General features: G+C 73.4%; 10 protein-coding genes and 1 pseudogene. 3 read left to right on the forward strand and 8 right to left on the reverse strand.

The genetic code is table 11. From position 1 onward, the window contains the following. Positions 1 to 67: 67 nt before the first annotated feature. Positions 68 to 955 (reverse strand): universal stress protein, encoded by an 888-nt coding sequence (locus ACF3NS_RS12245; RefSeq protein WP_154592857.1) that lies wholly within the window; start codon positions 953 to 955, stop codon positions 68 to 70. 41 nt (positions 956 to 996) lie between these two features. Next, on the reverse strand, positions 997 to 1,473 hold the full coding sequence (locus ACF3NS_RS12250; RefSeq protein ID WP_154592858.1) for an OsmC family protein: 477 nt from the start codon (positions 1,471 to 1,473) through the stop codon (positions 997 to 999). A gap of 18 nt (positions 1,474 to 1,491) precedes the next feature. Here ACF3NS_RS12250 and ACF3NS_RS12255 point away from each other — a divergent pair, with 18 nt between their 5' ends. Then, positions 1,492 to 2,127, forward strand: a complete 636-nt coding sequence (locus ACF3NS_RS12255) for a histidine phosphatase family protein (RefSeq protein WP_288798720.1) — start codon at positions 1,492 to 1,494, stop codon at positions 2,125 to 2,127. Positions 2,128 to 2,178: 51 nt separating this feature from the next. Here the strand turns inward: ACF3NS_RS12255 and ACF3NS_RS12260 are convergent, their stop codons facing one another. Beyond that, entirely contained in the window at positions 2,179 to 3,657 is a 1,479-nt protein-coding gene (locus ACF3NS_RS12260) for a glutamate--cysteine ligase (RefSeq protein ID WP_392466342.1), read from the reverse strand. Positions 3,658 to 3,789: 132 nt separating this feature from the next. On the opposite strand from ACF3NS_RS12260, the gene ACF3NS_RS12265 reads away from it, so the two are divergent. Together ACF3NS_RS12265 and ACF3NS_RS12270 are read left to right on the forward strand one after the other, a co-directional pair. Then, the gene (locus ACF3NS_RS12265; RefSeq protein WP_154592860.1) at positions 3,790 to 4,941 is read left to right on the forward strand and encodes an exonuclease SbcCD subunit D; all 1,152 of its coding nucleotides are present in this window, start codon (positions 3,790 to 3,792) and stop codon (positions 4,939 to 4,941) included. Beyond that, complete coding sequence (locus ACF3NS_RS12270; protein ID WP_392466345.1) at positions 4,938 to 8,270, forward strand: AAA family ATPase; 3,333 nt, start codon at positions 4,938 to 4,940, stop codon at positions 8,268 to 8,270. The genes ACF3NS_RS12265 and ACF3NS_RS12270 overlap by 4 nt, the downstream gene beginning before the upstream one ends. 67 nt (positions 8,271 to 8,337) lie before the next feature. On the opposite strand, the gene ACF3NS_RS12275 is transcribed toward ACF3NS_RS12270, so the two are convergent. The 5 genes and pseudogenes from ACF3NS_RS12275 to ACF3NS_RS12295 all read right to left on the reverse strand — a co-directional run bounded on the left by ACF3NS_RS12275 (position 8,338) and on the right by ACF3NS_RS12295 (position 12,109). After that, positions 8,338 to 9,315 (reverse strand): DUF3626 domain-containing protein, encoded by a 978-nt coding sequence (locus ACF3NS_RS12275; protein ID WP_392466348.1) that lies wholly within the window; start codon positions 9,313 to 9,315, stop codon positions 8,338 to 8,340. A 95-nt stretch (positions 9,316 to 9,410) separates the two neighbouring features. Then, positions 9,411 to 9,758: pseudogene (locus ACF3NS_RS12280) on the reverse strand (DUF3626 domain-containing protein); the annotation flags it as partial. Positions 9,759 to 9,900: 142 nt separating this feature from the next. Next, a complete protein-coding gene (locus tag ACF3NS_RS12285) occupies positions 9,901 to 10,338 on the reverse strand; it encodes a DUF86 domain-containing protein (protein ID WP_154592862.1) in 438 nt (145 codons plus the stop codon). Then, positions 10,338 to 10,742 carry a hypothetical protein gene (locus ACF3NS_RS12290; RefSeq protein ID WP_154592863.1) on the reverse strand — a complete coding sequence of 135 codons (405 nt, stop codon included), beginning with the start codon at positions 10,740 to 10,742 and terminating at the stop codon, positions 10,338 to 10,340. Before ACF3NS_RS12290 ends, ACF3NS_RS12285 begins: the two co-directional genes overlap by 1 nt. A 194-nt stretch (positions 10,743 to 10,936) precedes the next feature. Then, complete coding sequence (locus ACF3NS_RS12295) at positions 10,937 to 12,109, reverse strand: GNAT family N-acetyltransferase (protein WP_392466351.1); 1,173 nt, start codon at positions 12,107 to 12,109, stop codon at positions 10,937 to 10,939. Between the last annotated feature and the right edge of the window lie 27 nt (positions 12,110 to 12,136).

Genomic DNA, 12,136 nt, shown 5'->3' on the forward strand with positions numbered 1-12,136 from the left:
GCCGGACGCAGTGCAGGGCCTGTGGACGACGGTCGGGGAACACGCCGTCCTGTGGACAACTCGCCGCTCAGACGCGGACCACGGCCACCGGCGCGTGCGAGGACTGCAGCACCTGCCTGCTGGTCGACCCCAGCAGCATGCCGGCGAAACCACCACGCCCGCGGCTGCCCACGACCACCAGCGAGGCGGTGCGCGAGGCCTCCGCCAGCACCTTGACCGACGAGCCGCGCAGGGTGCGGGTCTCGACGACGACGTCCGGGTGCTGCTCGCGTCCGTGCTGCAGCACGTGCTCGACCAGCTCGGTGTGGCGCCGGCTCATCTCCGCGTGGGCCGACGACCCCTCCTCGGTCGGCACCACGCCGCCCTCGAACTCCATCGTCCAGGCCCGGACGGCGACCAGGGGCAACCCGCGACCGTCGGCCTCGCCGAAGGCGAACAACGCGGCGCGGTGCCCCTCGGCCGAGTCGTCGACGCCGAGCACCACCGGGCCGTCCGCGGGCGCGCCCGCGGCCCGGTCAGGCACGACGACGACCGGGCAGTGTGCGTGCGCGGCGACCGCCCCGGAGACGCTGCCGAGCAGCAACCCCTCCCACCCGCCCGCGCCGCGGCTACCGGTCACCACGAGCTGACCGTGGCGCGATGCCTCGATCAGCGCGGCGGACGGGCTGCCCCACACGGCCTGCGTCGCTACCTCCAGGCCGGGGTGGGACGCGCGCACCGTGGCCTGAGCCTCGTCCAGGACCCGCTCGGTGCCCTGCTGGACCAGCTCCTCGAGCCCGTAGGACCACCCCAGCTCGTGCGGAGCGGGCTGGGCGACCTCCTGCGCCATCACGAGCAGCAGGGAGGCCCTGCGCCCGTCCGCCTCTCGGGCCGCCCACTCCAGGGCCGGGCGAGCGAGCGCCGAGCCGTCGACGCCGACGACGATGCGGTCGCTGGGGATGGTGTCGTGGGTCATGACAGGCTCCTTCGCTCGTCGGCGGAGCCCGCGTCATGGGATCACTCTGCGTCCGGTCGCACCCGCTCCCGGCGAGGCTCCTCACCTGACACGATGTTAGCGACCGGTGTCCCGACCTCGACGGTGCGCCCCACCGTGCAGAGCCGGTCGTGCGACCGACGGATCGCGTCAGGCAGCACCCGGCGGGCCTCGTCGCCCGCAGGACCGTCCGGGAAGGTCACCTCCCAGGTCACGGTCAACCCCTCCAGCCGGGCCTCGCCGTCGACCTTGACCTTGTCTCCCCCGACCTCGACCGAGAACCTCACCGGCTCGGCACGCCGAGACGTGAGGTGGTCGACGTCGACCATCGTGCAGCCCCCGATCGCGGCCAGCAGGGCCTCGACGGGAGTGAACGCCGCGTCCTCGCCGGTGCCCAGCTCCAACGTCCCGCCGCGGGCGTTGGTGGCGGCATACCGCCCCAGGCTGGTCCGCCGGAGCTGGACGGAACGGTGATGCTCAGGCTGCTGGGCGGTCGACATGACCGTTAGCCTGCCACCGTGAGCAACGACACCGGTAGCCCCACCCAACGCCCCGTCCCCGAGGGCCGGCTGGTCCTGATCCGGCACGGCGAGACGGAGTGGTCCAAGGCCATGAAGCACACGGGCACCACGGACCTGGACCTCACCGAGCACGGGGAGGAAGCCGCTCGGCGCACGGCTGCGCTGCTGGAGGAGTTCGACTTCGCCCTGGTCCTGTCGTCCCCCATGCGGCGAGCGCGACGCACGGCCGAGCTGGTGGGTCTCCCCGAGCCGGACATCGACCCCCACCTCGTGGAGTGGGACTACGGCGGCTACGAGGGACGCACGACGGCCGAGATCCGCGAGGAGCTCGGCTACGACTGGACCGTCTGGGAGGACGGGGTCGTGCCCGGTGACACCCCGGGCGAGTCGATCGAGCAGGTGGCGGCCCGGGCGCGTGCCGTCATCGACCGCGTGATGCCCGTCCTCAAGGAGGGCAGGGACGTCGTCCTGGTGGGGCACGGCCACACCACCCGCATCCTGACGAGCGTATGGCTGCGCACGGAGCCGAGGTTCGGGGCGCAGCTGGAGCTGCACGCCGGGTCGATCAGCGTCCTGGGCTACGAGCGGGCCTTCCCGTCGATCCAGCGCTGGAACCAGCCCGCACCACGCTGAGCACCGCGCACCTCGGTCACGCCCAGCCGCTGACCAGGTCGCAGGACCCGGTCAGCGCGGCAGGGACCACGTGTGCACGGGCTCACCCTCGTGCATGTTGTCGATGTAGCGGTGCAGCATCCGCCGCAGGGCCTCGTCGCGGTTCGCGCCTCGCTCCTGCAGCCGGTCCACGCAGCGCACCTGCCAGGCTGCTCCGTTCATCTCGGCCTTGCAGCGCTCCTCGATGAGGCCGAGGTAACGGTCTCGCACCGCCGTCGCCACCCCCCACGACTCCAGCCCCGAGTCCGCCAGCGGCAGCAGCTGACGCAGGACCAGCTCGTCCACGGGTACGTCTCCACGCCCGGGCCAGTAGAGGTTGGCGTTGAACCCGCGGCGCGAGCCGGCGAAGAAGTTCTCCTTCGCGGACGCGAAGCTCATCTTGGACCACAGCGGACGCTCCATGCTGACCAGCGCGTTGACCAGGCCGTAGTAGAACGCGGCGTTGGCCACCGTGTCCGCCACCGTGGGTCCGGCCGGCAGCACGCGGTTCTCCACCCGCAGGTGCGGCTTGCCGTCCACGGTGTCGTAGATGGGGCGGTTCCAGCGGTAGACGGTGCCGTTGTGCAGCTTGAGCTCGGACAGCGCGGGGGCCGTGCCCGACTCCAGCACCCCCACCGGGTCCTCCTCGCTGACCTCGGGGATGAGGGCGGGGAAGTAGCGGACGTTCTCCTCGAACAGGTCGAAGATGGAGGTCACCCACCGCTCGCCGAACCACACCCGGGGCCGCACGCCCTGGTTGCGCAGCTCGATCGGTCGGGTGTCCGTGGCCTGGTGGAACAGCTGGATCCGGGTCTCCGCCCACAGCTGGGAGCCAAAGAGGTATGGCGAGTTGGCGCCCACCGCCATCTGCACCCCCGCGATGGCCTGAGCGGCGTTCCAGAACTCCGCGAAGTCCTCGGGTGCCACCTGAAGGTGGCACTGGACCGACGTGCAGGCGGCCTCGGGCGCGATCGTGTCCACGAAGGTGGCCACCCGCTCCCCGCCTCGCCCCTCCATGTCCAGGAGCAGGTCCTCGCCTCGCGCCTCCATGATCGCGTCGTTGAGCCCGATGTAGCGCGGGGTCGGCGTCAGCGCGTCCCGCCCGAGGTGCTCCTTGGTCAGCGTGGGCAGGATGCCGATCGTGACGATGTCGGTGTCACCGGTCTTGTCCCGGGCGGCGCGCAGGTGCTCGCGGAGCGTCTGCTCCAGCGCGTGGAGCCGGTCACCGGCCAGCGGCTCCGGCTCCACGTTGAGCTCGATGTTGAAGCGCGCGAGCTCGCTCTGGAAGAAGGGGTCGTCGATCGCCTCGAGAACCGCCTCGTTGGTCATGCTGGGTCGCAGGTCCTGGTCGACGAGGTTCATCTCGATCTCCAGCCCCGCCATCGGCTCGCTGGTCTCGAAGTCCTGCTGCCCGAGCATGCGCTCCAGCACGTCCAGGCACTGCTGGACCTTCTCGCGGTACCGCTGACGTTGCTCTCGGGCGTTCAGCCCGGCGGAGATCTCCTGACCCATGCGGACTAGGGCACCACACCTGCGGCCGCGGCGCGCACCGTGACCGGTCCGCGGCGCGTCACGTCCCGCGCGTCCGGCTCCCGAGGGCGCGTCCCCGAGGGTCTGTCGGTGGTCGCTCCTAGGGTGTCGACCATGCGGATGCTCCACACCTCGGACTGGCACCTGGGCCGCTCTTTCCACCAGGTCGGGCTGCTGCCTGCCCAGGAGCAGTTCCTCGACCACCTCGTGGACGTGGTGCGCTCCGAGGCCGTCGACGTCGTGGCGGTCGCCGGCGACGTCTACGACCGCGCGCTCCCCGCCCCGCAGACGGTGTCCCTGCTCTCCGACGCGCTGCGCCGCATCACCGACGCGGGCGCCCAGGTGGTGCTCGCGAGCGGCAACCACGACTCGGCGGTGCGCCTCGGCTTCGGTGGTCCCCTGCTGGAACGGGCCGGGGTGCACCTGCGCACCTCGGTCGCCGACCTGGCGCGACCCATCTCGATCGGCGCGACGCGCATCTACGCCCTGCCGTACCTCGAGCCCGCCGTCGTGGCGGACGAGCTCGACGGCGCCGAGCGATCCCACCACGGCGTCATCGAGCGAGCCCTGGCCCGAGTGACCGCCGACGCCGAGCGGCACGCCGGCCCCGTCGTCGTCCTCGCCCACGCCTTCGTCACCGGCGGCGAGAGCAGCGACAGCGAGCGTGACATCAGCGTCGGCGGCGTGGGCGACGTGCCCCTCGCCTTGTTCCGTGAGGCGGACTACGTGGGGCTGGGGCACCTCCACGGCAGCCAGACCCTGGACGAGCGGGTGCGCTACTCCGGGTCCCCCGTCGCCATGAGCTTCTCCGAGGCGCGGCACACCAAGTCCTCGTGGCTGGTGGACCTCGGCGACGAGCGCTCCGGCGCCGTCCGGACCGAGCGGATCGAGGCCCCCGTCCACACGCCCCTGGCGGTGCTGCGAGGCGACCTCGAGGACCTGCTGCGCGACCCCGCGCACCGTGCTGCGGAGTCCGCCTACTGCCAGGTCACGCTGACCGACGCGGTCCGCCCCCTCGACGCGATCGACAAGGTCCGGCGTCGGTTCCCCCACACGCTGTCCCTGCAGCTCGACCCGCAGGGGGTCGAGCCGTCGCAGAGCAGGTCGTATGCCGCCCGCCTGCGCGTCGCCTCCGACCCGGAGCTCGTGGACGGCTTCCTCGAGCACGTCCGCGGCGGCGCGGCCGCTACGCCGCAGGAGCACGCCGTGGTCGTGGAGGCTCTGGAGGCAGTTCGTGTCGCCACCAGCGGGGAGGGATCGTCGTGAGGCTGCACCACCTGCGGGTCACCGCGTTCGGGCCCTTCGCCGGCACGGTCGAGGTCGACCTCGACGAGCTGGGCGCCGCCGGGCTCTTCCTGATCAACGGCCCCACCGGCGCCGGCAAGACCAGCCTGCTGGACGCCGTCTGCTTCGCGCTGTACGGCGACATCCCCGGCGCCCGGCAGAAGGGCTCGCTGCGCTCGGACCACGCCGGCGCGGACGCCGTGCCCGAGGTGGAGCTCGAGTGGTCGGTCGGGTCCCGGCGGTTCCGCACCACCCGCTCCCCGGAGTTCGAGCGCCCCAAGAAGCGCGGCGCCGGCACGACCCGGCAGCAGCACAAGGTCGTCATGGTCGAGCGCGTCGAGGGCGCCTGGGTCGACCGGGGGTCCGGGCGCGCCGACGAGATCGGTGGCATCGTGCGTGAGGTCGTCGGGCTCGGGCTTGAGCAGTTCGCCACCGTGGTCCTGCTCCCGCAGGGGGAGTTCGCGCGGTTCTTGCGGGCCTCGACGGACGAGCGAGCAGGGATCCTGCAGCGGCTGTTCGACACCTCACGTTTCGAGCAGGTGCAGCGGTGGCTGGAGGCTCGACGGCGCGAGGTCGAGGCAGAGGTCAAGGACGCCCGCGCCAGGCTCACGAGCACGCTCACGCGCGTCAACGACGCCGCCGGCCAGGCGTTGGCCGTGGCCGCGGCGGCGCCGTCGCCCGGATCCGCCGGTGGGCCGCTCGCGGACGGGCCAGCAGCCGACGACGGCCCCCCCGAGGCGCCCATCGTGATCGAGGACCTGCTCGTCGACACCTCGTCGTCCGACGCGGTGGCCATCCGGGAGGCACTCACGAGGCTCGCCACTCGGGTCGGCCAGGTGGCCACGTCGCTCGACGCCGCGGCCACCGATGCTGACGCGGCACGCCGACACGCCGCGAGCGCCGACGAGGCGGGGCGCCGGGTGCACGCCCTGCGGGCCAAGGCGGCGACGGCCGCGGCGACCCTGGCCGGCCTCGAGGCGCGGACCGACGAGATGTCGTCCATGCGGGATCAGCTGGGTCGCGCAGCCGCGGCGGCCGAGCTCGTCGCCTACGTCACCGCCGCGTCCCACCTGTCCGCCGCCACTGCCGAAGCGGCTGCAGCCCATGAGCAGGCGGTCGAGGCCCTCCCGGCGGGGCTGTGCGCGGCCCTCGGGCTGCGGGCCGACGGCGCGCGGGCCCAGGGTGCGCGAGCCCAGGATGCGCGAGCCCAGGATGCGCGAGCCCAGGATGCGCGTGGTCAGGGTGCCCGTGGCCAAGCCGGTGCAGGAGTCGGGCTGGGCCCCGCAGACGACCTGGACGAGCAGGTGCTGCGCGACGTCACCCGCCGCGTGGACGCCGTGGCGGACCTGGCCACCCGCATCGCCGTCCAGGTGTCCCACGCGGACGGCGCCCGAGAGGAGGCCGAGACCAGCGCGGCAGCCGTCTCCGGCCACGCCGCCGCGGTGGCGGAGTCACGGACCGGACTGGAGCAGGCTCAGAGCACCCGTGCCGAGCGCGCCGATGCCCTGGCCGCACTGACCGACCAGGCCGAGGTGGAGGAGTCGGCCCGCCTCACGGTGGACCGGCTGCGGGAGGCGGCAGCACGCGTGGAGGCGTTGGCCGAGGACGACGCCCGTGTGGAGGCCTGCGCGCGTGCCGCCGCGGCGGCTTCGGCGTGGCGGGCCGACCGCCAGGAGGACACCGCCGGGCTGCACCGTCGACGCGCCGACGGCCTGGCGGCCGAGCTCGCCCTGAGCCTCCAGCAGGACGAGCCGTGCCCCGTGTGCGGGGCCACCGAGCACCCGGACCCCGCCACCGGCGAGGCCGGGGACCTGGTCACGGCCGACGACGTCGAGGCTGCGGAGCAGGTGCTCGCCGAGGCGAGGTCTGCCGAGGTCGAGGCGCTGTCCGCGCTCGAGTCCGCTCGTGCCACGCGGATCGCGCACGCCGACGAGCTGCGCGAACGCCTCGCTGCGCTCGACGGCCTCCGCGCGGCAGACGTGGGAGCGGCGCTCACGACCGCCCGGGAGCGCCACGCCATCGCCCGACGCGCCGCGGCCGCCCTGCCACAGGCCGAGGCGCGCCTGCGCGAGGCGGACGCCGACATCGAGCGCCGCCGGACCGCGCTCGGCACGGCGGCCGAGCAGCTCGCCGCCGCCCGTTCACGCGTGGAGCTGGCCCGCAGCCGCAGCGAGGTCGAGCGCGCAGAGGCGTGGAGGCTGCTCGACGAGCTGGCCGAGGAGGACGCCCTCGAGCTTGCCCTCCCCCCGGCTGATGCCCCGCAGCGGTCCGACGTGCCCTCTGGAGCCCTGGTCCGCGAGCTCCTCACGACCGTGCGCTCCACCGTCGAGGCCCTGGGCGTGCTGCACGAGACCCGCACGGCGCACGCGCGGGCGCGACGCGAGCTGCGTCGATCCGAGGAGGTCCTGGCGGAGAGGCTGCAGGGCTCGCAGTTCGAGGACGCGCGCCAGGTGCAGGCCGCCGCGCTGCCGGTCGACGAGCGACGCCGGCTCGAGGTCACCCTGACGCGTCACGACCAGGCCGTCCTGCAGGCAAGGACCGTCCTCGACGACCCGGAGGTCGCCGAGGCCATGGCCGCTCCCACCCCTGACCTCGATGCCCTCGCCGTCGCCGTGGAGCGGGCCAGAGCGCAGGCCCGCGACGCCACCGGGTCCGCACGCGTCGCGGAGGACGCGGGTGGGCTCCTCGCCCGGCACACCGCCGAGGCGCTCGGCCTGCTCGAGTCGCTGGCTCCCGCGGTCCGGCGTGCCGACGTCATCCGTGAGGTCGCGGACACCGTGGCCGGGTCCGGGGCCAACAACCTGCGCCGCATGAGCCTGCCCACCTACGTGCTGGCCGCACGCCTCGAGGAGGTCGTCGCGCTGGCCAACGAGCGGCTCGCCGTCATGACCGACGGGCGCTACGAGCTGCGCCACTCCGACCGTCTGGCGGCGCGCGGCGCCCGCAGCGGGCTGGGGCTCGAGGTCGTCGACGCGTGGAGCGGCAAGGCCCGGGACACTACGACCCTGTCCGGCGGCGAGACCTTCATGGCCTCGCTCGCGCTGGCGCTCGGCCTGGGCGACGCCGTGCGGGCCGAGGCCGGCGGCGTCGACCTCGACACCCTGTTCGTCGACGAGGGCTTCGGCACGCTCGACGAGGCGGCTCTGGAGCACGTGATGGAGGTCCTCGACGGCCTCCGAGCAGGCGGTCGCAGCGTCGGCATCATCAGCCACGTCGCCGAGCTCAGGCAGCGAATTCCGGCCCAGGTCAGGCTGATCCGGACCCAGAACGGCTCCTCCCTCGAGGTCCGCGCCCTGCCGGAGGCCGTGTGAGCCGGCCATGTCCGAGGGAGGACGTGGGGCGGCAGGGACCGCCGGGCGAGGATGGCAGCCCCAGGCGTCACCGGCGGAGCGCGACCTCGATCCATGCGTGGCCACCGAGGTCGCTCGTCGACAGGACTCCCACCGTCACGTAGGCCGGGTCCGGCAGGAACCGCACGCTCGTCCCCGTCCCCTCCCCCGCGCACCCTGCGACGTCCGCCAGGGTCGTGGTCGGCACCCCGTGCTCGTAGCGTTGCGACCAGGCGCCCTCCTCCCGGCGGTTGGTGTGCACCAGCCAGCGCGACACGGCGGCCACCGACGACATCCCCACCCGAGGCCGCCTGTCCGCGAGCCTCGGCGCGGACCCGGGATCGGCGAAGCGCACGTCCTGCGTCGCCATCACGGGCTTGCGCACGATCCTCCCGGCGTCGTCGCGGCGGGTGTCCGTCCCCCGTCCGTCGTCGCGGATCTCCACGGACCCGTCCGGGTGCAGCGTGACGACAGCCAGTCCCCGGCGCCCCAGGGCCTCGGCCTCGTCATTCGCGTAGGCCAGCACCTCGAGCACCAGGTGCCGCAGGCTGACTCCCCCGAGCATCAGTGCGCCGCAACGCAGCTCAGCGAGGTGCACGTGGTCGACCGAGGTGCCCCAGTCGTGCGTCGTCGTCCGCCAGTCGTGGACCGGACGACCGAACCGCGCCGTGAGGTGCCAGACCTGCTTGAGGCTCTGCGGATGGTGCAGTCCCGTGCGCGCAGCCTCACCGATGACCGCGGCGTCGAGCAGCCCCTCCCGTGCGACGGCCAGCCCCAGGTCATACGCATCGGGGTCGCGGTAGTGCCGGCGCCGCCCGAGCTCCTCGACCGTCAGCACCCGGCCCTCGTGCCACTCGACCTGGACCCCGAGCCGCGCGGCCGCCGCCTCGACCTCGGTGCCGCGGTATGACGGATCCAGCACCACCGCCTCGACGTCCTCCGCCAGAGCCACGACACCGTGCACGTGCGCCTCGACGTAGTCGTCGAGGATCCCGCCCTGCTGGCCTCCTCCCGCTCGGAGGCGCACGCCGCCGCGGCGAGGTCGAACGCGGCCGACATCCGCAGCAGGTCGAAACGACCGGCGGTCCCGAAGTCCGCCGGCTCGCGGAACGAGTCCGGGAAGCAGAAGGTCGCCCGGTCCAGCACGTGCTCCGCCAGCCGCAGGTGGCAGGACCCGAAGCGCACCGCGCCACCCACTCCCCGTCGGCGGTGGTTCAGCGCGCCGTACCGCGGTCGCTCGGAGGCGGGCGCGTCGTCATACGCACCCCCGAAGATCCGTGATTCCCAACGGAACCGGTCGCCACCAGGGTGCGCGGTGAGCCCGCCGTTGCTGGTGCCGGTCTCGAACTGGTCGCGGTAGATGCCTTCTCGCGCCAGGCGGTCCACCACGGTGTCGCCGGCCGATCCGCGGTCTGGGTGGAAGTTGAGCGTGATCCGCAGCGACCGATCAAGCGGGGCACCGCTGCTCATGCCCTCGACATGAGCCACGGCCGCGCGCGCCCACCGGCTCGGCTCCGTCACGACTTCCGCTCCTCGTCGGCACCGTGCACCTGGGGGACCATAGGACGACACTAGCCAGCCCGCTCACCGGCGTCACCGGGGCAGCCGGTTCCTAGGCGCGGGCCTGCAGCCAGGTCTTGACCTGCGCGACGTACGCGTCGAACTGCGACGCGGCCAGGGGAACGGCGCTCGCCACCAGGTCCAGGTCGACCTGCACGTACTCGTGGATGAGGATGTTGCGGAGGCCGACGCTGGGGCCGAGACGTCTCGCCAGCTCGTCAGTGATCAGTCCGGCTCGCGCAGCCTGGTTGAACGACGCACGGTAGTCCGTGGGCTCGGCGATCCCTGCGACGGCCACGACGTGCGAGTTGACGTCGCTGGCCAGGTCGACCAGCTGAGACAGAGCGCGCTCCACGGCCAGGCGCAGCACGAGGTCGTCCCGCAGCTGCGCCCCGCTGACCTCCCCCTGGCGGGCCAGCAGGTCCACCAGCTCACGGATGGCCGTCAGCCGTCGTACGACCACCTGGTCGTCGAGGTCGCGAGGGGGCATCAGAGCCGCTCCAGCGCGCGATCACGCATCCACTGCGTGTCCCGGTAGGCGCCGACCGCCGCCAGGTGCTGCTCGGCGTAGAGGTGTGGCTCCGCCTCGTGCAGCAGCTCCCCCCGCTGCAGGGCGGCCAGGCGCGCGACCGGGTCGGCACGGCCCAGGTCCATCAGGTCCAGGTGGTCACCCGGCACGAGCTCGTGGAACCGGTTGACCAGGGTGAGCTCGTCCGACGCAGCCCCACCGAGCGTGGCGTAGGCCAGGTCGACGTCGCGGGCCCGGTCAGGGCGCGTCAGCACGGATCCATGGACCACGAGGAGTGCCACCCCGATCTCGCGGCAGGCGCTCGCCAGACTGCCGTCGTCGGCGAGGCGACGCAGCCGGGCGAGGCTGTCCTGGACCGTGATCACGACCTCCACGATAGCCGGGAGCCTACGTCGAGACGCGTCTGCAGCGGCCCCGACGCCCCTGACCAAGGGCTCGTCACCCCGACCGTGTCCCCGGTCGTAGCGGGGCGGGGAATCGCAGGTCCATCGGTCTCCTCGGCCACGGGGCAGGGGCCAGGCGGGCCGCGTGGTCACTTGGCTGGGGCTGCTGGTCGAGGTCAGGCCCGCCACTCGCGGGCGAGCAGGCCGTATGCCGCACCGTCCACCCAGCCGTGGTCGGGGTGCCACGAGTCGCGGACACCGTACTGCTCCAGGCGCATCCCGAGCCCGGACAACAACCGGGCTGATGCCACGTTGTCGGCATACAGGCCGGCGGTCACCCGACGCACCCGGAGCTCGCGGAAGCAGCGGTCCAGGCCGGCAGCGGCGATCTCGCGCCCATAGCCCTGTCCGTGGAACGCCGGGTCGAGCACATAGCCGATCTCCGCCTCGCAGCCCTGCACGGGTCCGCCGGGCTGACCGCTGCCGTCGCGCACCTCGATCGAGCAGCTCCCCACCACACGGTCCCCGAGCCGGGCCACGAACGACCGGTCGCGCTCCCCCGGCTCGAGCCACGCCCGTCGAAAAGCCTCCGGCTCCACCCGTGCTCGCAGCATCCAGCGCCCCACCTCGGGACGGTTCCGGTAGCGCAGGATCTGATCCACGTCGTCCGGTGCGGCGTCGCCCAGGGACAACCTGGCCGTATGCCGCTCGCCGGTCTCCCACGCGACGGCCGGTGGCAGGGCTCGCCGGGGCTGCACGGCCGCCGACGCGTCGCGGATCTCACGAAGGCCACCCACCTCACCCCGCCACTCCTCCGCGAGGATCGCGTAGCCGTAGCCGTCGACCCACCCGTGCTCGGCGTGCCAGGAGTCCTCGACGCCATGCTCCTCGCGCCGCATCCCCGCCTTCTCCAGGACGCGGGAGGAGGCGGGGTTGTCGCGGTTGCAGCAGGCCTTGACGCGCCGCAGCCCCAGGTCGTCGACGGCCGCCGCCACCAAGCCGCGCGCGAGGTCGGTCGCCACCCCCTGACCAGCCCGGCGCGGGTCGACGATGTAGCCGATGACCGCCTCGACGCCGCGCGGTGTCTCCTCGTGCAGGCCGTCGTCCACGATCTCCAGGAAGCCCATGGCCACCACGACACCGTCGCGCTCGGCCACGCACGAGTGGTCGGTGTCGCTACCGGGCGCCGCGGCCCACGAGCGCCGGAACTCCTCGGGATCCACGGAGGTCCGCATCATCCAGCGGTTGACCTCGGGGTCGTTGCGGTAGGTCAGCAGCTGCTCGACGTCACCGGGCGTCGCGTCCCGCAGGACGAGGGAGCCGCTGCGGCGCGGCCAGGGAGAGGGCATGCGACCCACGCTAACGAGCGAGGATCC

Source organism: Arsenicicoccus cauae (assembly GCF_043162025.1).
In the GTDB taxonomy this organism is placed as follows: domain Bacteria; phylum Actinomycetota; class Actinomycetes; order Actinomycetales; family Dermatophilaceae; genus Arsenicicoccus; species Arsenicicoccus cauae.

Bases quoted from the DNA above. Each gene is read 5' to 3' on its own strand.
- ACF3NS_RS12245 (WP_154592857.1), bottom strand. From the start codon at position 955: ATGACCCACGACACCATCCCCAGCGACCGCATCGTCGTCGGCGTCGAC.
- ACF3NS_RS12250 (WP_154592858.1), bottom strand. From the start codon at position 1,473: ATGTCGACCGCCCAGCAGCCTGAGCATCACCGTTCCGTCCAGCTCCGG.
- ACF3NS_RS12260 (WP_392466342.1), bottom strand. From the start codon at position 3,657: ATGGGTCAGGAGATCTCCGCCGGGCTGAACGCCCGAGAGCAACGTCAG.
- ACF3NS_RS12265 (WP_154592860.1), top strand. From the start codon at position 3,790: ATGCGGATGCTCCACACCTCGGACTGGCACCTGGGCCGCTCTTTCCAC.
- ACF3NS_RS12285 (WP_154592862.1), bottom strand. From the start codon at position 10,338: ATGCCCCCTCGCGACCTCGACGACCAGGTGGTCGTACGACGGCTGACG.
- ACF3NS_RS12295 (WP_392466351.1), bottom strand. From the start codon at position 12,109: ATGCCCTCTCCCTGGCCGCGCCGCAGCGGCTCCCTCGTCCTGCGGGAC.